At 61.1% G+C, this 19,553-nt stretch carries 18 protein-coding genes; 16 read left to right on the plus strand and 2 right to left on the minus strand.

Translation table 11 applies throughout. The features are described from left to right. Positions 1-5: 5 nt before the first annotated feature. Positions 6-869: a branched-chain amino acid ABC transporter permease gene (locus IQ26_RS04205; protein ID WP_145713982.1), complete on the minus strand. Its 864-nt coding sequence runs from the start codon at positions 867-869 to the stop codon at positions 6-8. A 24-nt stretch (positions 870-893) separates the two neighbouring features. Continuing rightward, complete coding sequence (locus IQ26_RS04210; protein ID WP_145713985.1) at positions 894-2,072, minus strand: ABC transporter substrate-binding protein; 1,179 nt, start codon at positions 2,070-2,072, stop codon at positions 894-896. Between the two features lie 268 nt (positions 2,073-2,340). Here IQ26_RS04210 and IQ26_RS04215 point away from each other — a divergent pair, with 268 nt between their 5' ends. The 16 genes from IQ26_RS04215 (at position 2,341) to IQ26_RS39910 (ending at position 19,416) form a co-directional block, all read left to right on the plus strand. Further along, positions 2,341-3,108, plus strand: a complete 768-nt coding sequence (locus IQ26_RS04215; RefSeq protein ID WP_145713988.1) for a GntR family transcriptional regulator — start codon at positions 2,341-2,343, stop codon at positions 3,106-3,108. Positions 3,109-3,110: 2 nt separating this feature from the next. After that, complete coding sequence (locus IQ26_RS04220) at positions 3,111-4,052, plus strand: methylenetetrahydrofolate reductase (RefSeq protein WP_145713991.1); 942 nt, start codon at positions 3,111-3,113, stop codon at positions 4,050-4,052. Then, a complete protein-coding gene (gene ligM, locus IQ26_RS04225; RefSeq protein WP_145713994.1) occupies positions 4,049-5,458 on the plus strand; it encodes a vanillate/3-O-methylgallate O-demethylase in 1,410 nt (469 codons plus the stop codon). Before IQ26_RS04220 ends, ligM begins: the two co-directional genes overlap by 4 nt. Before the next feature lie 303 nt (positions 5,459-5,761). Beyond that, positions 5,762-6,724, plus strand: coding sequence for a catechol 2,3-dioxygenase (locus IQ26_RS04230; protein ID WP_145713997.1), 963 nt, complete (start codon positions 5,762-5,764; stop codon positions 6,722-6,724). A gap of 12 nt (positions 6,725-6,736) precedes the next feature. Next, positions 6,737-7,459 carry a PIG-L deacetylase family protein gene (locus IQ26_RS04235; protein ID WP_145714000.1) on the plus strand — a complete coding sequence of 241 codons (723 nt, stop codon included), beginning with the start codon at positions 6,737-6,739 and terminating at the stop codon, positions 7,457-7,459. Further along, positions 7,456-8,127, plus strand: coding sequence for a 4-carboxy-4-hydroxy-2-oxoadipate aldolase/oxaloacetate decarboxylase (locus IQ26_RS04240; RefSeq protein ID WP_145714004.1), 672 nt, complete (start codon positions 7,456-7,458; stop codon positions 8,125-8,127). The genes IQ26_RS04235 and IQ26_RS04240 overlap by 4 nt, the downstream gene beginning before the upstream one ends. Next, on the plus strand, positions 8,120-9,181 hold the full coding sequence (locus IQ26_RS04245) for a 4-oxalomesaconate tautomerase (protein ID WP_145714007.1): 1,062 nt from the start codon (positions 8,120-8,122) through the stop codon (positions 9,179-9,181). The genes IQ26_RS04240 and IQ26_RS04245 overlap by 8 nt, the downstream gene beginning before the upstream one ends. Positions 9,182-9,745: 564 nt before the next feature. Next, positions 9,746-10,498, plus strand: coding sequence for a FadR/GntR family transcriptional regulator (locus IQ26_RS04250; RefSeq protein ID WP_145714010.1), 753 nt, complete (start codon positions 9,746-9,748; stop codon positions 10,496-10,498). 63 nt (positions 10,499-10,561) lie between these two features. Continuing rightward, a complete protein-coding gene (kdgD, locus tag IQ26_RS04255; RefSeq protein WP_145714013.1) occupies positions 10,562-11,467 on the plus strand; it encodes a 5-dehydro-4-deoxyglucarate dehydratase in 906 nt (301 codons plus the stop codon). Positions 11,468-11,563: 96 nt separating this feature from the next. Continuing rightward, complete coding sequence (locus tag IQ26_RS04260) at positions 11,564-13,072, plus strand: ABC transporter substrate-binding protein (protein WP_145714017.1); 1,509 nt, start codon at positions 11,564-11,566, stop codon at positions 13,070-13,072. Between the two features lie 82 nt (positions 13,073-13,154). Further along, complete coding sequence (locus IQ26_RS04265) at positions 13,155-14,069, plus strand: ABC transporter permease (RefSeq protein WP_145714020.1); 915 nt, start codon at positions 13,155-13,157, stop codon at positions 14,067-14,069. Positions 14,070-14,072: 3 nt separating this feature from the next. Beyond that, entirely contained in the window at positions 14,073-14,996 is a 924-nt protein-coding gene (locus IQ26_RS04270) for an ABC transporter permease (RefSeq protein WP_145714024.1), read from the plus strand. After that, positions 14,993-16,639, plus strand: coding sequence for an ABC transporter ATP-binding protein (locus IQ26_RS04275; protein ID WP_145714027.1), 1,647 nt, complete (start codon positions 14,993-14,995; stop codon positions 16,637-16,639). The genes IQ26_RS04270 and IQ26_RS04275 overlap by 4 nt, the downstream gene beginning before the upstream one ends. Positions 16,640-17,041: 402 nt before the next feature. After that, positions 17,042-17,635 carry a helix-turn-helix transcriptional regulator gene (locus IQ26_RS04280; protein ID WP_145714030.1) on the plus strand — a complete coding sequence of 198 codons (594 nt, stop codon included), beginning with the start codon at positions 17,042-17,044 and terminating at the stop codon, positions 17,633-17,635. Between the two features lie 5 nt (positions 17,636-17,640). Continuing rightward, positions 17,641-18,945, plus strand: coding sequence for a HipA domain-containing protein (locus tag IQ26_RS04285; RefSeq protein ID WP_145714033.1), 1,305 nt, complete (start codon positions 17,641-17,643; stop codon positions 18,943-18,945). A gap of 162 nt (positions 18,946-19,107) precedes the next feature. After that, positions 19,108-19,416, plus strand: coding sequence for a hypothetical protein (locus IQ26_RS39910; protein ID WP_208760100.1), 309 nt, complete (start codon positions 19,108-19,110; stop codon positions 19,414-19,416). Positions 19,417-19,553 lie beyond the last annotated feature (137 nt).

Genomic DNA, 19,553 nt, shown 5'->3' on the forward strand with positions numbered 1-19,553 from the left:
CGCGGCTACCGCTTTCCGAACAGGCCGAGCGGCCGCACGAAGAGGATCGCCACGAGCAGCAGGTAGATGAGGAACGAGCCGATCTCGGGCACGAAATACTTGCCAGCCACGTCGCAGATGCCCAACAACGCAGCGCCGAAGAAGGAGCCCGCGACCGAGCCGAGGCCGCCGACGGATACCACGATCAGCACATAGACCAGATAGTGGAAGCCGAAGGACGGATCGAGGCCGACGATCTCGATCGCCAGCGCTCCGCCGAGACCGGCCAGTCCGCTGCCGAGCGCGAAGGTGACCGCGAAGATCTTCTCGACGTCGAGGCCCAGCCCCTGGGCGACGCGCTGATTGTCCACCGCGGCGCGTATCCGGGCGCCGAGCCGCGTGCGTTCCAGCCCGAACACGAGGAGCCCGGTGATCGCCAGCGCAACGGCGATAATGAATATCCTATACGTGCCGAGCCGCAGCCCCGCGACCTCGACCGAGCCGCGCAGCCAGGCAGGAAGCTGGATCACCTGCTGGACGGTGCCGAAGGCATAGGTCGCCAAGGCGGCGGCGACGAAGACCACGCCGATGGTGAACAGCACCTGGTTTAGCTCGCCGGACTTGTAGAGCCGGCGAAAAAGCGTCCGCTCGAGCAAGACGCTGATTCCTGCCGCCGCAAGGAATGCGGCCGGCAGGGCGGCGAGGAAGGGCCAGCCGAGTCCGCGCATGGCCGTCACGGCGACATAGCCGCCCAGCATGCCGAACGCGCCGTGCGCGAGATTAATGAAGTTCATCAATCCGAGCGTCACCGACAGGCCCACCGACAGGACGAACAGAAGCATCCCGAACGCGAACCCGTCGAAGAGGACGATGGCAAGCTGGCTTATCACGATCCGCCCTTGGACCCTGTCGTACTACTTCGCCCCGTGCAGCGGATCCTTCACATCCGGGATCTCGTGGATAATGACGTTCTGGAGCTTTCCGTCAACTTCCTTGACCTCGCGGATATAGACCGTCTGGACGACGTCTCGCGTTTCGGGGTCGATCGACATCGGCCCGCGAGGGCTTGTCCAGGACATGCCCTTGGCTGCCTCGATCAACGCGTCGCCACCGGTATCACCGTTGGTCTTCTTCAGCGATTCATAGATGAGGTGCATCCCGTCATAGCCGCCGATCGAGAACAGGTCGGGGCTCCGCCCGTTGTTGGCCTCGCGATAGGACTTCACGTATTCGTTGTTGAGCGGATCGTCACGCTCCAGCGTGTAGTGGTACGTCGTGATGATGCCCTTCGCCGTCTCGCCCATGCTTTCGAGCGCCTCAGGATGCGTCAGCTCGCCCTGGCCGAAAAGCTTGACATTGGGCGGGGTAAGGCCACGGTCGGCGAGCGCCTTGCCGAGGGCAGCCGGCTGCGCACCGCCCGGAATGAAGACGTAGACCGCCTCCGGATTGGCGTCCTTCACGCGCTGGACGAAGGCCGAGAAATCCGGATTGGCGACCGGCGTCTTGTCGGCGCCGACGATCTTGCCGCCGGCTTCGGTGAAGCCTTTTGAGAAGGAGCTTTGCGCGTCATGGCCTGGCCCGTAATCGGAAACCAGCGTGTAGACTTCCTTGACGCCGCCCTGTTCGAAAGCCCACTTGCCGAAGGCGTAGTTGACCTGCGGGATCGTCACCGAGGTGCGGACAATATAGGGCGACTTTTCCGTGACCACCGAAGTGGCGGCGTTCATCACCACCATCAGCTTCTGGGCTTCCGCGGAAACATCGGCCGCGCCCAGCGCTTCGGGCGTCAGCGCGAAACCGGCCAGGATATCCACCTGATCGCGCACCACAAGTTCCTGCGCCAAGCGCTTGGCTACGTCCGGCGCCGGGCCTCCGGTATCCTTGCGGATGATCTCGATCTTCTTGCCGGCGACCTCGTCGCCGTTCTGTTGCATATAGAGCTTGATGCCGGCTTCGAGCTGGTTCGCCGCGTCAGCGAACGGCCCCGAATACGGCAGGATGACGCCAATCTTGACCGTCTCCTGCGCGAACGCACTCGACGACCAGCCCAGGCCGAGCACAAGGGCCATTGCGGCTGCTGTCCTTGTTAACATGCGATACTCCTCCCTTTTTTTGGCTGCGATACCTTGGCGCCTCGACTAGGCAACGACGGCTCGCCGCGAACTGAATGTATACAGCTCTCGCCTTACAAGCCAAGAGGCGCACGAGATGGAATGACACAATCGAAGCAGGCGACAATCCGGCGGGGCTATTGACACAGCAGAGACGCCGCAACAGTATACAATCTGTATTCAAGAAAAGAGCCGGCAGGCAGCAACCTTGTCGCTCCGGTGCCATGGATGAACCCGGAATGTCGTAACCATGAGCCAGGTGACGGACTTTCCATCTGATTCGGAAACGGACAAGGGCCAGTCGCGGACGGTCAAGGCCCTGCTGACGATTCGCGAACTGATCCTTGAAGGTGTCCTCTCCCCAGGGAAGCGCATCTCAGAGCTTTCAGTCGCGGAGCGGACGGGGATTTCCCGCACTCCAATACGCGCGGCGCTGCAGCGGCTCGAAGAGGAGGGCCTGGTGGAGACCATTCCTTCCGGCGGTTTCGCGGTAAAGTCCTTCTCACAGCAGGATGTCTTCGATGCCATCGAGATCCGCGGCACTCTGGAGGGCCTGGCGGCGCGTCTTGCGGCGGAGCGCCGATCCATGGCGCGGCTCGGACCGCTCAATGCCTGCCTGCAGGAACTCGACGAGGTGGTTGAATCCGCGATTGACACGGATGCCGGTTTCTCCCGCTACGTGACCGCCAATGCGCGCCTTCACGCCCTCATCGTTGATCTGGCGGAAAGCCCGGCCCTCGAGCGTCAGATAGAAAGGGCGGTCTCCCTGCCTTTCGCCTCTCCCAATGCCTTCGTCATGGCCCAAGCGGTGATGCCGGAATCACACAGGGTCCTCCTTGTCGCCCAGGACCAACATCGCTGTGTCGTTGAGGCTATAACCAATCACGAGGGCGCCCGCGCCGAGGCCGTCATGCAGGAACATGCGCGCCTCGCTGGGCGGAACCTGAGGCTTGCGCTGCGCCATGAAAAGGCGCTCGAACGGGTGCCGGGTGGCGCTCTCATACGCAATGTGAGGTAGTCATGGACTGGTGGCCTGCCCGCGCCGGCACGAACCAAACGGCTTGGGCATCAGCCGATGGGGGGCTGGCGAAGTTCCTCGCGAACTACTCCGTCGAAGTCACCGCGCGCGATGCCGACGCAACGGCGCATCGCTTGCCGCCTGGCGGCGAGGTGTTCGTCGCCAATCTGCCGCAAGACAGTCACGATCTCCTGGTGGCTGCCTGTTCGCGATTACGCATGGCGGGCCTCATTCCCGTGCCGCACATCGTCGCTCGCAAGATTCGCGACCGCCGTGAATTCGACGATCTCATTGGCCAGCTGGTCGGCGAGGCAGGAGTGGATCGAGTGCTGGCCCTCGGGGGCGACCATGAACGGCCCGTCGGCGCATTTGACGCAAGCCTGCAACTGATCCGGACCGGATCGTTCGAACGATATGGCATCAGGCAGATCGCGATCGCCTGTTATCCCGAAGGACATCCGCGTATCGGCGACCAGGTGCTGCAGGACGCCCTGAAGGCAAAGCTCGCAGCCATCGCCGAAAGTGGCATCGGCGCGCGCCTTGTGAGCCAGTTCGCTTTCAAGCCGGAGCCGGTGCTGGACTTCGCGCGCAAACTTCGTGCGGCGGGCATTTCGGTCCCCTTGCGGGTCGGCGTTGCCGGCCCTGCCCACCGCGCCACGCTGATAAAATATGCAATGCGCTGCGGCGTGGGCGCGTCCCTGCGCGCGCTGACCGAGCGCAGGCATCTCGTTGCCGGTCTTCTCGGCACCGAAACGCCTGAGGAACTGCTGACCGCGATCGCCCTCGCCTTTCACGACGACTCCTCACTGCGCATCGAAGGCGTCCACTTCTTCACATTCGGCGCGCCGGAAAGATCCGTTGAATGGGCGCAAGACCGGATTGATGGCCGCAAGGGCTTTGCTGCGGCGACGATATTCAAACATCAGGGAGGCATTGAGCCATGACAAAGAGAAATCTCGAACAGCTTCTGCGCGAAACCGACAACACCGTCGACATGCTTCGCAATTCCCAGATCGGAGCCTACATCTATCCGGTCGTGCCGAACGAGTTCACCAGTTGGCGCGACGAGCAGTGGGCGTGGCGCAACACAGCGGTTCTCTTCGACCAGACGCATCACATGGCGGAACTGATGATCGAGGGATCGGATGCGCTCAAGCTCATCTCGCATCTCGGCATCAACAGCTTCGAAAACTTTCCGGTGAATCGCGCCAAACAGTTCGTGCCGACGAGCTACAGCGGTCACGTCATCGGCGACGTGATCCTGTTCCATCTCGCCCGGAACCAGTTGCTAATCGTCGGCCGCGTACCCACAATCAACTGGGTCGAGTTCCACGGCAAGACGGGCGGCTATAACGTCCAGATGGAGCGCGACGACCGCTCACCATCGCGTCCCGGGCCAAAGGCCGTGGTTCGCAAGCGCTACCGCTATCAGGTGCAGGGGCCGAACGCCTGGAAGATCCTTGAGAAGCTGAACGGTGGCCCGATCCCGGACGTCAAGTTCTTCACCATGGACGCCATCAATATCGCCGACCGCAAGGTGCGTTGCCTGCGCCACGGAATGTCGGGCGCGCCCGGACTCGAAATCTGGGGTCCATACGAGGAAGCTGATGAAATCCGCGATATGATCTTCGAGGCGGGCAAGGAGTTCGGCATTCGGCTGTGCGGCTCGCGCGCCTACGCCACCAACACGTTGGAATCGGGCTGGATCCCCTCGCCTCTGCCGGCCGTCTACACCGACGAGCGGATGAAATCCTACCGCGAATACCTCCCCGCCGATGGCTACGAGGGTGGCGGCTCGATAGGTGGCAGCTTCGCCTCGAAAAATATCGAGGACTACTATGTCACGCCTTACGAGCTTGGCTACGGGCCTTTCGTCAAATTCGACCACGACTTCATCGGTCGCGAGGCATTGGAGAAGATCGCAGGCAAGCCGCACCGCAAGAAGGTCACCTTCGCGTGGAACGCCGACGATGTGGCGAAGGTGTTCCGCTCGTTCTTTGAGCCAGGCATCGAGAATTACAAATATATCGACGTGCCGAATGCCAATTATGCGTCGGCCAATTACGACATTATTCGAAACGGCAGCAAGAAGATGGTCGGCTTCTCGATGTTCTCCGGCTACTCCTACAACGAGCGCTCATACCTGTCACTTGGCATCGTGGATTCCAATATCCAGATCGGCGACGTGCTGACACTCGTCTGGGGCGAGGAGAACGGCGGAACGAAGAAAACAACCGTAGAGCCGCATAAGCAGACCGAAATTCGGGTCAAGGTCTCGCCGGCTCCCTATTCGCGCGAAGTGCGCGAGAACTATGCCGAAAGCTGGCGCACGCGCCAGGCTACGGAGTAGCAGCATCAAGAGGCGCTCCGGGCGTCCTCGCCTGGCATGCCGGCTGGCTTGGAGGAGAAACTTGGTCGACCTGGTTTCGATCACGCTGCCAATCTTTCTGCTGGCCGCGATCGGCTTTACCGCGGCCCGGCTGCGTGTTGTCCGCGACAGCCGTGAGCTTTGTGACCCTCACAATCGTCATCGGCCTGCTGGAGGCGGGCAACGGCACAGTTCCGGCCGATGCCGTGCCAGTGTTGCCTGGGTGATGTATACAATGGCTTGGATGGGTGTAGCGGAAACCACAGGGGATCACGAGAGCAACCTATGACGGAAGAGCCCTGCTTTGACGTGGCGCATCTTGGCCATGTCGAACTACTGACGAACAAGCCCGAGGAAAGCCTCGACTTCTTCATCAATGCCTATGGCCTGACGGAAAGCGGCCGAGAAGGCGATTCCGTCTATCTGCGCGGCTGGGACGACTACGAATTCCACACATTGAAGCTGACGGCCTCAAGGACCACCGGCATGGTCCATGTCGGCTACCGAGCCTCGTCGCAGGCCGCGCTGGAGCGCCGGGTGGCCGTCATCGAAGCGATGGGCTGCGGTACCGGCTGGGGCGACGGTGATCTCGGCCATGGCCGGGCCTACCGGTTCAAAAGTCCGGACGGGCATGTCTTCGAACTCTATTATGAAACCCGAAAGTACGAGCCGCCAGAAGGTGAGCGGCCGGCTCTTAAGAATATTGCCCAGCGCTTTCACGGCCGCGGCGCGGCGGTGCGTCGGCTCGATCATTTCAATCTGCTCGCGACCGACGTTTCGCAGATGCGCGACTTCATGACGATTGCGCTGGGCAGCCGCGTGACGGAACAGATTCGGCTCGACAGCGGTCGCCTCGTCGGCTGCTGGTTCACGGTCAACAACAAGAGCTATGACATGGCCGTGACCGAGGACCATTCAGGGGCACGTGGCCGTTTCCACCACATCACCTTTGCGGTCGACCAGCGGGAGGATGTGCTGCGCGCCGCCGATATCTTTCTCGAGAGCGGCGTCTTCATCGAAACCGGCCCTCACAAGCACGCAATCCAGGGCACCTTCTTTCTCTATGTCTACGAGCCGGCCGGCAACCGGGTCGAGGTGGCGAATGCCGGCGCCCGGCTGATCCTGCAACCGGACTGGCAGCCAATCACCTGGACCGAGACCGAGCGGAAGAAGGGTCAGGCGTGGGGGCTGAAGACGATCCCGAGCTTTCACACCTACGGCACGCCCCCGGTGGACAGCCCCAAATAGGAGGATATTGGCATGGCTCAGAGGACGGCGCTGATCGTCAGCGCGCATTCCGCCGATTTCGTCTGGCGAGCCGGTGGGGCTATTGCGCTCCATGCCAAGCGGGGCATCGCAGCGACCGTCATCTGCCTCTCCTATGGAGAACGCGGCGAGAGCGCCAAGCTCTGGCGTCAAGACGGGATGACTCCCGATCGGGTGAAGAGCGAACGCAGGAAGGAAGCCGAGGGCGCGGCGCGTGCACTAGGAGTGTCCGACATCCAGTTCTGGGATCTCGGCGACTATCCCATCGCGCTTCCCGACGAGGCGCTGTTCAGGCTCGCCGATGTCTACCGCGCGCTCCATCCGTCTTTCGTGCTGACTCACTCCAAGGAAGACCCTTACAATCATGACCACCCGCTGGTGAGCGAATTCACCCAGCATGCGCGCATCGTCGCGCAGGCGCACGGACACAAGCCAGGCGAAAAGGTGCTGGGTGCGCCGCCGGTCTTTCTGTTCGAGCCACATCAGCCGGAGCAATGCCGATGGATGCCGAACGTGCTGTTGGACATCACCGCAGTCTGGGAGAAGAAGCGGGAGGCCATCGAATGCATGGCTGGCCAGGAGCACCTCTGGGACTACTATACGCGTGTGGCCCAACAGCGCGGCGTGCAGGCGTCGCGCAACTCCGACAAGAAGATCACCTATGGTGAAGCCTACGAAGCGGTCTTTCCCCATGTCGTAGAGGATCTTGTGCCATGAGCGTCGTCGTTCGGAATATCGAGCGCGCGAGCCTCGAGACCGCCGCCGGACTTGGCGAATGCGGCGTGGCGACCGTGCACGAGGCGCAGGGACGGAAAGGATTGATGCGCTCTCATATGCGGCCGATCTATCCCGGGGCGCGCATCGCAGGGCCAGCCGTCACGGTCTCGATTCCGCCCGGCGACAACTGGATGATCCACGTCGCGGTCGAGCAGTGTCGCGAAGGCGACGTGCTCGTCGTGGCGCCGACCAGCCCCAGCGAGGACGGCTACTTCGGCGAATTGCTCGCGCGTTCACTGCAGGCGCGCGGCATCAGAGGCCTGATCATCGAGGCCGGCGTGCGGGATGTCCGCGACCTGAAGGAGATAGGATTTCCGGTCTGGTCGAAGGCTATCTTCGCGCAAGGCACGGTCAAGGAGACGATCGGCTCGGTGAACGTGCCGGTCATCTGCGCAGGCGCGGCAGTCAATCCCGGTGACGTCGTTGTGGCGGACGACGACGGCGTCTGCATTGTGACGCGAGAAGAAGCGGAGAAAGTGCTCGAAGCAAGCCGCGGGCGCGAGGCCAAGGAGGCCGAAACGCGCAAGAGGCTGATCGCCGGCGAACTCGGCCTCGACATCTACGGCATGCGCGAGAAGCTTGCAGCGAAAGGGCTGAAATATGTCTGAGAACGGCGTGCCCTGCATGTGGATGCGCGGCGGCACATCCAAGGGCGGCTATTTCCTGGCTGAAGACCTGCCGCGGGGTCCCGCCGAACGCGACGCCTTCCTGCTGCGTGTGATGGGCTCGCCCGACGCGCGCCAGATAGACGGCATGGGCGGCGCCGATCCGCTCACTTCGAAGGTTGCGGTCGTCGCCAAGTCCGCGCGCGCGGGCGTCGATGTCGACTACCTCTTCCTGCAGGTCTTCGTCGAGCGGCCGACCGTCACTGACCAGCAGAACTGCGGCAACATTCTCGCCGGCGTCGGGCCTTTCGCCATTGAACGTGGCTTGGTGAAGGCCCGCGACGGAACGACCGGGGTCCGCATTTACATGGAGAACACCGGTCAGGTCGCGACCGCGACGATAGCCACGCCCGGGGGTCGGGTGCGTTATGCGGGCGAGGCGCGGATCGACGGCGTGCCCGGCACTGCCGCGGCCATACCGATCGTCTTCGAGGACACCGCCGGCTCCTCTTGCGGGGCGCTGCTGCCGAGCGGCAATGCAGTCGACGAGATCGACGGCGTCTGGGTCACGCTCATCGACAACGGCATGCCCTGCGTTATCCTGCGCGCTGCCGATCTGGGGATTTCAGGCGACGAGCCGCCGAAGGAACTGGAAGCCAACGCGCAACTGCGCAGCAGGCTCGAATCGATCCGCCTGAAAGCCGGTCCACTCATGAATCTCGGCGAGGTGGTGGAGAAGTCGGTGCCGAAGATGACGATGGTCTCGGTGGCCAGGAACGGCGGTGCGATTTCAACCCGCACCTTCATCCCGCACCGCTGCCACGCCTCGATCGGCGTGCTCGGGGCGGTCAGCGTCGCCACCGCATGTCTCCTGCCAAGCGGTCCGGCGCCGGAACTGGCGAATATTCCTGCCGGCGGCGAGAAGACGCTGTCCATTGAGCATCCGACCGGCGAGATGTCAGTGGTGGCGACAATGGAGGGGGATCAGGTCGGGCGGCGCGTGGCCGTCCTGCGCACGGCGCGCAAGCTGTTCGACGGCTTCGTGTTCGCCGACTGAACCGAGATCGCCCCGAATGCCGGTGGATTCCTGCCCTCCCCGCATCGTATGGGACACGGTCGGACATGTTCGAAGCGGCATTCTTGACCGGCCTGCTGTCACGTGATCGTATGATCAAAACAATGGGAGGGCATGTGCCGGAAGCCGCTTCGCAGCGCGGAGCGTGAAGCGGCCGCTCCGGTTCAAACAGCACGGCAAAGTCCAAGACCGACACCATAAGCCCGGATGTCGAGAGACATCAGAACGCAATGTGGATTGGCCACCAGCAAGCCGAGATAGGAAAATCATGCGCTTCGACACGCCCTATCCGGTGCGGCGGGTTCCCGCGTGATCCTCGCGCCGACCAATCCAGGAACGCTGCAGATCCGTTTACCGGCAAAGCGCAACCACCCTGCTGCGCGAAAAACGAGCCAGACGGCCAGACGGCCGACAGGCGGAGCCAGAAAGCCATATGATGACCTGAAGACATTCGACCTTGGATGGCAAATTTTCATATGATGACCTCGCTTTTGCACTGCGCCGGGAGTATGAAATATCTTGACCCGGCAAAAGTTTGGAGGACCCATGCAGCAGGTCGAACATCGAACATCCCGCAGGTCGTTCGTTTCTCAGGTTGCCGATGCGCTGCGCGGACAGATCGAAGCCGGCTTTTATGCACCTGGCGACAAATTGCCGACAGAACCTGCGCTCATTGACCGGTTCGGGTTCAGCCGCACGGTGGTCCGGGAGGCCATTGCCGCCCTTCGCGCCGACGGGCTGGTGGAGTCGCGGCAAGGTGCCGGCGTCTTCGTTCTCGGCCCGAAGCCTGTCGACGAGGGATTGAAGCTCTTCACCGACGAAACGAACAAGATCTCCGACATCATCGAAGAGCTCGAGCTGCGCATCGGTATCGAAGTCGAGGCAGCTGGCCTTGCCGCAGCCCGCAGTTCGCCGGCGCAGGAGGCCGAAATCGAGGCCCAGGTCGAAAGGTTCGCCGATCTCATGGCGCAAGGGCAACCCACCGACGAGGCGGACTTCCAGTTCCACATGGCGATTGCCACCGCAACGAACAACGCCAGGTTCAAGGCATTCCTCGAACATGTCGGCCGGCGGATGATCCCGCGGGTGAAGTTCAAGACGATGATGGGTGGCGTCGACCCCTTGCCCAATCGCGACCATCCGATTCTGGAGGAGCACAGGGAAATCGCGGATGCGATTCTTACCCGCGACCCGGAAAAAGCGCGTGAGGCGATGCGCCGTCACCTGGTGACGGGGATAAAGCGCTATCGCGCCCTGACCGTCCGGCGCTCGCCAAATCAGGACAAGACCGGCAGTTGACTCATCCGAATACTCATCATATGAATTTAGATGACATCATATTAATTTTCGGGATGAGTTCCTTTGTCGCCAGATGAAATCAAGTCGCGTGTCGCTTCAGGGCTGCTGTCGTTTCCGGTCACACATTTCAACGAGGATTTTAGCCTCAATCTCGAAAGCTATCGCGCGCATGTGGAATGGCTCTCGGGGTTCGGTGCCGCTGCCCTGTTCGCGGCCGGCGGCACGGGCGAATTCTTCTCGCTGTCGCCGGAAGAGGTCGCCGATGTTACCCGCGCGGCCAAGGATGCCTCGGGAGATGTGCCTATCATCGCCGGCTGTGGCTACGGCACGGCGCTCGCCAAGGAAATTGCTCGCCGCGCCGAGGCTGCGGGAGCCGACGGTCTTTTGCTTCTGCCTCATTATCTGATGGAGGCCTCCCAAGAGGGGATATTCCGGCATGTCAAAGCCGTGTGCGAATCCACCGGCCTCGGCGTCATCATCTATAACCGTGCGAACTCGGTCGCCAATGCCGACACGGTTGCTCGCCTTGCTGACGCGTGCCCAAATCTCATCGGCTTCAAGGACGGCACAGGCAAGATCGATCTTGTCCGCCACGTCACGGCAAAACTTGGCGATCGTCTCTGCTACATCGGTGGCATGCCCACGCATGAGCTCTTTGCCGAAGGCTTCAACGGCGTCGGAGTGACGACTTATTCCTCTGCGGTCTTCAACTTCGTGCCGGAATTGGCACAGCGCTTTTACAGGGCCATGCGGACAAGCGATCGCGCTGCAATGGAAGAAATCCTGCACAGCTTCTTCTTCCCCTTCGCGGCTTTGCGCGATCGAGAACAAGGCTATCCAGTGTCGATCATCAAGGCAGGCGTCGAACTCATAGGGCGGACACCCGGCCCGCTTCGTCCGCCGCTGACGGATCTGAAGCCGCAGGAAAAAGACGTGCTGCGCGGACTGATCGAGCAGATCGCCGCCTAGTCACCGGGAGATCGGCAAATTGTCGGACGAACGGGAGGACGAGGAGGTTCGTCCGCCGCACGACAGCCAAAACGGAAGCTCAAAGGGAGGAGAGACATGAATAGAAGCGTTCATACGATGGCAGCGGTCGTATTGATGACCGCTGCCGCGCCAACGGCCGTGGCACAAGATGCGGCGCAGGAGATCCGTATCGTCCTGCCGGAGCAGCCGGCCAATCTGGAGCCCTGCGGCACCATCATCACAAATGTCGGCCAGATACTCAGCCAAAACGTTGTTGAGCCGCTGACCGTCATCGATCCGATCACCGGACAACCTCAGCCGAAACTGGCGACCGAGTGGACCAGCGTGGACCCGACAACCTGGCGGATCAAGCTGCGTGAGGGCGTGAAGTTCCAGGACGGAACCGAACTCAACGCGGATGCGGTCGCGTTCTCCATCAACAGGATGATCGACGGCAAGATCACCTGCAGCAACATGGCGAAATTCGGCGATGCCAAATTAACGGTGTCGCCGGTCGACGATCTGACCGTCGAAATAAAGTCGGACAGACCCGAGCCCATCATGCCGACGCTGTTAAGCGTGGTCATGATCGTCTCGCCGAAGACACCGGTCGACCAGGCAGTGAACGATCCGGTCGGGACCGGTCCCTTCACGCTATCGACCTTTTCCCCGCAAACTGTAGTGCTGGACGCGTTCGATGGCTATTGGGGCAAGAAGCCGGAGATCACGAAGGCAACCTATGTCTGGCGGCCCGAATCCTCGATTCGAGCGGCAATGGTTGAAACCGGGGAAGCCGACCTGACGCCGTCGATTGCCATCCAGGACGCCAGCAATCCGGAGACGGATTTCGCCTACCTGAACTCCGAAACCACCGCGATCCGTATCGATACCGCCGAGCCGCCGCTCGATGACCCGCGCGTCCGCAAGGCGCTCAACCTTGCGATCGACTGGGAAGGCCTTGCCCAGCTGTTCGGCGACGACGTCAAGCGTGCGTCGCAGATGGTCGTCTCTGGGATCAACGGGCATGACGAAGCGCTCGAGCCCTGGCCGTATGATCCGCAAGAGGCGAAAAAGCTCATCGAAGAGGCGCGCACGGCTGGCGTCGCAGTCGACACCGAGATCAAGCTCATCGGGCGAAACGGCATCTATCCGAACGGCGCGGAAGCGATGGAGGCCATGATGACGATGTGGCAGGACGCCGGCCTCAACGTCAAGCTTACCATGCTCGATGTCGCCGACTGGCTGCGCTATCTGCAAAAGCCTTTCCCGTCGGAGCGCGGCCCCAATCTCCTGCAGATGATGCACGACAACAACAAGGGCGATGCGGCCTTCACCGTTCCGATCTTCTACCGATCGAGCGGCAGCTACTCGACCTTGGCCGATCCGGCATTCGACAAGGAAATAGACGAGGCGCTGGCTGCGACCGGCGAGGCCCGCACGAACAACTTCAAGGCGATCTTCGGCAAGGCCCGCAGGCAAGTGGCGGGGGACATCCCGATGTTCCACATGATCGGCTACACCCGCGTTGGCACCAGGCTGGAATGGAAGCCCGATATCACCACCAACAGCGAAATACCGCTGGCCAATATCGCGATCAAGGACTGAGTGATACGGGGGCGCCGGTCCGATCGTGGTCCTGCGCCCCTGACCCGTTGCCTCCGTCGATATCCGTCCAAGGGCATCCGAAATGATTACCTACCTTGGACGCCGGGCGTCCCACAGTATCCTGTCGGTCATAGGTCTGTTAACGCTGGTCTTTTTCCTGACACGGCTTACCGGCGATCCTTCCGCCTTGTACCTGCCCCTGGACTCGACTGCGGAAGCTCGGGCCGCGTTCGCGCGGTTGAACGGTCTCGATCAGCCGATCCATTGGCAGTTTCTGGAATACCTGCGCAATCTTCTGCATCTGGATTTCGGTGAATCGTTACGCCAGAACCGCTCGGCGATGCAGGTCGCGCTAGAGGCGTTTCCGGAAACGCTGAAGCTTGCCGCCGTCGCGATCACGCTGTCGACAGCCTTGGCTATCCTTGTCGGCTCTCTTGCGGCCGCGCGACCGGGCAGCATGTTCGACCGTGTCGCCAGCCTCATCTCTCTGGCCGGCGCAAGCGCGCCGGATTTTTGGGTCGCTATCGTCGGCATCCTTGTCTTTGCTGTGGGGCTCGGGCTCTTGCCGACATCCGGTACCGGAAGCTGGGCCCATTGGATCATGCCCTCCTTCGTGCTGATGCTTCGCCCCTTTGGTCTTTTGGTGCAGGTCGTGCGCGGAACGATGCTGTCCGCGCTTGCCTCTCCATACATCAAGACCGCAAGGGCCAAGGGCCTGCCCCGACACAAGATCATCTTCGGGCATGCGCTGCGCAACTCGCTGCTGCCCGTTGTCACGGTCGCCGGCGACCTGGCGACCAGTCTCGTCAACGGAGCCGTGGTCGTGGAGTCGATATTCGGCTGGCCCGGCATCGGCAAGCTGATGATCGACTCGATCATTCAGCGCGATTTTGCCGTCGTCCAGTCGACGATTCTGGTGACGGCTACCGCCATCTTCATCCTGAACATCGCGATCGACCTGCTCTACGCGGTTCTCGATCCGCGCATCCGGTATTAAGCCATGACGATCATCACCACCGACACCAAATCGGTGACAGCTCCAGGTACGGGTCGCCTCCTTCTCGCCTATTTGAAGCGCGACAAGCTTGCGCTCGCCGCCGCTATTTTCCTGGCGATCGTCGTGCTCGCGGCGATCCTCGGCCCTTGGTTGGTGGGCGACGCCGCATCGCGGCTGGGGCTGCGCCAGCGCAATCTCGCCCCCTTCTCGCTGGGTAGCGGCTGGATCTACGTCCTTGGCGCCGACACCCTTGGCCGGCCCATCCTGGCCAGGCTGATTGTCGGCGCGCAGAACACGGCCGGGATTGCAGCGGCGGCGGTATTCGCGTCCATGCTGATTGGTGGAACACTGGGCCTAGTAGCGGGCTATTCGGAGCGCTGGTACAGCCACCTCATTCTGCGCCTGGCCGATGTCGTCATGAGCTTTCCTTCGCTGCTGCTGGCGCTCATCGTGCTCTACACGCTGGGCCCGAGCATCACCAACCTGGTGATCGTTCTCGCCGTCACGCGTATGCCGATCTACCTCAGGACAGCGCGCGCCGAAGTGTTGGAGTTGCGCGAGCGCATGTTTGTGAGCGCGGCGCGAGCCATGGGTGCCAAGCCGGCCCGGATCATCGTCCGGCATATCGCACCCCTCGTCCTGCCGACTTTGGTGACGATTTCAGCCATTGATTTCGCGACCGTCATTCTCTCGGAATCGGCGCTGAGTTTCCTTGGTCTTGGCATTCAGCCACCAGACTTTACCTGGGGTGCAATGGTGGCAAACGGCCGCGGCTATCTCACGACCGCCTGGTGGATCGCATTTTGGCCGGGTCTTGCAATCATGCTGACGACGCTGTCGCTCAACATCCTCTCGAACTGGGCCCGCACCGTCGCTGATCCGCAGCAACGCTGGCGTCTTCAGACATTGCGAAAAGCTGCCCGATGAGCAATGCCACTAATCCCATTCTCAAAGTCGAGGGCCTGACCGTCGATTTCCTTTCGGACGATGAGCCGGTACGCGCCGTCGACGATGTCTCTTTCCACGTCGGCCATGGCGAGACTCTCGTGATCCTTGGCGAAAGCGGATCGGGAAAGAGCGTCAGCACCAGCACGGTGATGGATCTCATTGATTGTCCGCCAGGTGATATCGTGGCCGGCTCCTGTCTCTTCGATGGCGTCGAACTCTCAGACCTCAGCGCGCAGGCGCGCAGAAGCATCAACGGCCGCAGGATAGCGATGATATTTCAGGATCCGCTCGCCTACCTGAACCCCGTCTACACGGTGGGGCGGCAGATCAAGGAGGTCTATGAGAGCCACGGGGCGGGAAGCGGCAAGGACGCACGCGCCAAGACGATAGAACTGCTTCGGCGCGTAGGCATTCCAGAGCCGGAAAACCGCGTCGACTTCTATCCGCATCAGTTCTCGGGCGGACAACGCCAGCGCGTGATGGTTGCCATGGCGATCGCGTTGAAACCGGACATCTTGATCGCCGATGAACCGACGACCGCTCTCGACGTCAGCGTGCAAGCGCAGATCCTCGATCTGCTGCGCGATCTTCAGCGCGAAACCGGCATGGCGTTGATTATGATCACCCACGACCTCGAAGTCGCCTCGTCCATGGCGGACCGGATTATCGTCATGAACGGCGGGAAGGTTGTAGAGACAGGCATCGCCAAGGAGGTCTTCAGCAATCCGCAGCACGCCTATACGCGCCGCCTCATCTCCGCCCTGCCCCCCGGCAACGCAGCGGAGGCGCCGAACAAGCGTTCGACGGCGATCGCCAGCGAAACCCTGCTCAAGGTGGAACATCTCACCAAGCACTATGTGCTTGCTTCCGGAGCTTTTAGCGGCAAGCGGACGTTCAAGGCGGTGGATGACATAAGCTTCGAGGTCAGGAGAGGAGAAACGCTCGGCATCGTCGGCGAGTCCGGCTCCGGCAAATCGAGCGTCGCGCGCATGCTGTTGGGGCTGAACGCGCCAAGCTCGGGCAAGGCAGTCTTTGCCGGTGAAAACATCTTCGAAATGAACGAGAAGCGTCTTATGGCGTTTCGACGCAAGGTCCAGATGGTATTCCAGGATCCATACGGATCGATGAATCCGCGCATGCGCGTCTACTCCATCATTTCCGAACCCTGGGCGATCCACCGCGATATTCTGTCGAAGAACAGGTGGAAGGCTCGAGTGGCAGAGCTCCTGGAATTGGTTGGGCTGTTGCCGGAGCACGCCGACCGCTACCCGCACCAGTTTTCCGGCGGCCAGCGACAGCGCATCGCCATTGCGCGCGCGCTCGCGAGCGAGCCGGAACTGATCGTCTGCGACGAAGCGGTTTCGGCGCTCGACGTCTCTATCCAAGCGCAGGTGATCGACCTTCTGGCCGACCTTAGGACCCGGCTTAGCCTCTCATATATTTTCATCACACATGACTTGCCGATCGTGCGCCATTTCGCGGACCGGATCATGGTCATGAAAGATGGAAGGATTGTCGAGGAAGGCCAAACCTCGGCGCTGTTCGGGGCGCCTCGCCACGAATATACGCAAAGCCTGCTGCAGGCTGTGCCTAAGCCCAAATGGCTTACGCACGCTCAATAGTCCGGGCCGAAGCGCGAGCAACGCCGGAAGCCGATGTGGTCTCCGGGAAATGACCCGGATCGGCCTAGCAACTAAATCCTACGTCATTTCAACGGCTTGAACCATATCCGCCAACCCCATGAATTTTCCGAGCTAGTTGCAGGCAACGTATCCCGGAAGACAAGACGGGGGGACCGTAACGTCCACTGTGCTGGGAGGTTTTGGAACGACAACTGAGGGCGGGCGTCTCTGCCCTTAGTGTTTAATTTCGCTCCCGTACAGGATCACGCGGCGGTTTTTTAGCCAAAATTTCAGCAGAATGATCCTGTACGGTGTCATGCCTCCCTATTATTGACCCCGAACGGGATCGAATCGTCTTGAAAAAGCGTGGAATAATCGCTAGGTTCCCGTCAGGAGCATGAGATGGAAAAAAAAGAGAGCAAATCCGCGACAAGCGTGGTCAATGCCAAGGACTTGGGAAAGTTAGCCGCGCAGGCGGGATCCACCCAAGATCTTGCGAGGCAGATCGCTGCCATCGCTGCGCCGAGTAGCGCGTTATCCCAAACCGCTGCTGAGATCGCTAGGATACTTTCTAGCCATAACACTTTGGGTGATCTGGCCAAGAATCGGGCTGTGTCGCTGCCGAAGGTAAATCTCAATTTGCCGGACATATCCCGGACGATACAGGCTTCCTTACCGCGATCGCTTTCGGACACGCATTTGCCCCGCCGCAAGCAAAACGTAGCCGTCGTCGAGGACGCCGTGCAGCAACCGGAGGTAAATGTCTCCAAAATCGAACCAGTCGAGCTAGAGATTGCAACACCAGAAAATCTAGGATTACTGATCCGTCGCGCTCGCGAGGGGCGAAATCTATCGCAGCAAAGTTTTGCTGACTTGGCTGGCGTAGGACGCCGATTTGTTTCCGAACTGGAGAACGGCAAGGCAACCCTCGAATTGGGTAAGGTTCTAAAGGTCGCGCGCGCCGCCGGCATATCGATATTTGCCCGGAGCCGCTGACAGTAATGGAGATACTTGCCCTTGACGTTCGCCTTGACGGCTACGCCGATCCTGTCGGCGTCCTCGTACGTGATAACAAAGGCGCGGTGGCGTTTGCGTACAAGGCGGAATATTTGTCCGACCCGGATTCCACGCCCCTGTCGCTCTCTTTGCCTCTTACGACCGATCCTTACGAAGACGTCGTAACACGCCCATTCTTCGACAATCTCCTTCAGGAACGCGATGGAGCGCTCGCAGACATCATGGCACGCGAGAGCCTCGCGCGTGACGACATAGCAGGCCTGTTGTTTCACATTGGAAAGGACTGCGCCGGAGCTCTGTCGGTTCTCCCAGCCGGAGCTCCGCCAACAAAGGTCCCAGGGGTCTATGACCAAGATTATGTGCCGATACCGCCGGATCGGCTCAAAGCGATTGTCGAGTCGCTTCACAAGCGCCGGCGCTTGCCGGAGGGCACTGAAGACCCATCGCCTCTGGCAGGCGTGCAAAGCAAAATCGCTTTGACGCTTCTGCCGGACGGAACGCTCGCCGAACCCAATCCAGGTTCTGGTGCGCCGACGACTCACATCCTGAAGGTTCCAGACCAGGATCACCTTCAGGATGCACTACTTGAGGCCGAGGCAATGCATGTGTCCCAGGCACTGGGGTTTGAGACGGCTGAAGCCGTTGTGACGCCAATAGCTGATATCAACGCGCTGCTGGTAACGCGATTTGACCGCGGCCTGGACAAGCAGAACAGGATCGTTCGAATCCATCAGGAGGATTTTGCCCAGGCGCTCGGCCTGCCTGCCTCCTTCAAATATGAACGGCGCGGGGTGGAAGGTCGCCGATTCGATGTTTCTGGTATCCGGAGAATTCTGGAGGCAACTGGCGACCCGGCTGGTGAGAAGGACACATTTATCAGAGCGACGCTGTTTGATCTGTTGATCGGCAACGCTGATGGGCACGCGAAGAACTTCGCCCTTTTGTTTGAGCAGGGGGGGCGCATCCGCATGGCGCCACGCTATGACATCCTGCCGACCAGGTTGGACGACCGCCTAACCGATGAGCTCGCGTACAAAATTGGGTCCGCGCGCACGCTCAACGAGGTCACTATCGCTAACTTCGAAGGCTTTCTTCAAGCGATGGGAATTGACAGCGCCGCGGCGCGACGACGTATCCGCCTGCGCCACACAAATGAAATCGCCTCGAGGCTGGCCACTCACCTGGCTGAACTCAACAAAGGGGGAATGAAGCGGTTCGCGGACCTGATTGCATCCAATACCAGGATTCTCCTTGGCGCTCTGGCTGTCGATGTGCCTGATGCAGCTTAGGAGCGAGACGCATTCGTTGGCCGCGCCGGTGGATGGCTTCTAAGCTAGCTTAACTAGGCCGCTTACGCGCCGCAGCTTCGCGATGGCTTTCGGCTATTATTGGGCATGGAATTGGGTACGCGGAAGTCCACGAGAGCCTGTGCCTGTGCCTAACATCCTTCAATGGCGCATGCCATAGGGGCTCTCCGGCCGCGCCGCCTTGACCCGGCGCCAGCTTCGGAGGGACTGAGGGCGGATTGCGGGGCTTGGAGTGTCGCCCTTCAGCACCTGCCGGCCTCGCTGTTCCTCGATGCCACCGACAACGTGGCCGTGGTGCTCCACCTTGCGGGATTTAGCGCCGCGGCAGCGCATAAGCACGCCGTCGAGTTGCTCGATTACCTCGAGGTCGGCCACCGCAAGCACGCGATGCATGCGGTCGAGGGCATCATCGACCGGCAGGTGCCCCGCCTTCGCGGCGGCCAGAATAGCTGACGAGCCGCACCAGCGCTCCCAAGTGCCCCTGGCGCTTTAATACTTGCAGATATGGACGGTGAGGTAAGTTTCTGAATGTCGGGCCAACGACATCCTTGCCGCTGCTGAGTACGGTGGCTGAACAGTGTGCGGGCTCT

Source organism: Mesorhizobium tianshanense, from assembly GCF_007830515.1.
In the GTDB taxonomy this organism is placed as follows: Bacteria; Pseudomonadota; Alphaproteobacteria; order Rhizobiales; family Rhizobiaceae; genus Mesorhizobium; species Mesorhizobium tianshanense.

What these genes read in the sequence shown, in the direction of transcription:
- IQ26_RS04230 (WP_145713997.1), top strand. Translation starts at nt 5,762, where the DNA reads ATGACGGAAGAGCCCTGCTTTGACGTGGCGCATCTTGGCCATGTCGAA.
- IQ26_RS04210 (WP_145713985.1), bottom strand. Translation starts at nt 2,072, where the DNA reads ATGTTAACAAGGACAGCAGCCGCAATGGCCCTTGTGCTCGGCCTGGGC.
- IQ26_RS04250 (WP_145714010.1), top strand. Translation starts at nt 9,746, where the DNA reads ATGCAGCAGGTCGAACATCGAACATCCCGCAGGTCGTTCGTTTCTCAG.
- IQ26_RS04235 (WP_145714000.1), top strand. Translation starts at nt 6,737, where the DNA reads ATGGCTCAGAGGACGGCGCTGATCGTCAGCGCGCATTCCGCCGATTTC.
- IQ26_RS04220 (WP_145713991.1), top strand. Translation starts at nt 3,111, where the DNA reads ATGGACTGGTGGCCTGCCCGCGCCGGCACGAACCAAACGGCTTGGGCA.
- IQ26_RS04285 (WP_145714033.1), top strand. Translation starts at nt 17,641, where the DNA reads ATGGAGATACTTGCCCTTGACGTTCGCCTTGACGGCTACGCCGATCCT.
- IQ26_RS04260 (WP_145714017.1), top strand. Translation starts at nt 11,564, where the DNA reads ATGAATAGAAGCGTTCATACGATGGCAGCGGTCGTATTGATGACCGCT.
- IQ26_RS04270 (WP_145714024.1), top strand. Translation starts at nt 14,073, where the DNA reads ATGACGATCATCACCACCGACACCAAATCGGTGACAGCTCCAGGTACG.
- IQ26_RS04245 (WP_145714007.1), top strand. Translation starts at nt 8,120, where the DNA reads ATGTCTGAGAACGGCGTGCCCTGCATGTGGATGCGCGGCGGCACATCC.
- IQ26_RS04215 (WP_145713988.1), top strand. Translation starts at nt 2,341, where the DNA reads ATGAGCCAGGTGACGGACTTTCCATCTGATTCGGAAACGGACAAGGGC.
- IQ26_RS04240 (WP_145714004.1), top strand. Translation starts at nt 7,456, where the DNA reads ATGAGCGTCGTCGTTCGGAATATCGAGCGCGCGAGCCTCGAGACCGCC.
- ligM (WP_145713994.1), top strand. Translation starts at nt 4,049, where the DNA reads ATGACAAAGAGAAATCTCGAACAGCTTCTGCGCGAAACCGACAACACC.
- IQ26_RS39910 (WP_208760100.1), top strand. Translation starts at nt 19,108, where the DNA reads ATGGCGCATGCCATAGGGGCTCTCCGGCCGCGCCGCCTTGACCCGGCG.
- IQ26_RS04275 (WP_145714027.1), top strand. Translation starts at nt 14,993, where the DNA reads ATGAGCAATGCCACTAATCCCATTCTCAAAGTCGAGGGCCTGACCGTC.
- IQ26_RS04265 (WP_145714020.1), top strand. Translation starts at nt 13,155, where the DNA reads ATGATTACCTACCTTGGACGCCGGGCGTCCCACAGTATCCTGTCGGTC.
- IQ26_RS04280 (WP_145714030.1), top strand. Translation starts at nt 17,042, where the DNA reads ATGGAAAAAAAAGAGAGCAAATCCGCGACAAGCGTGGTCAATGCCAAG.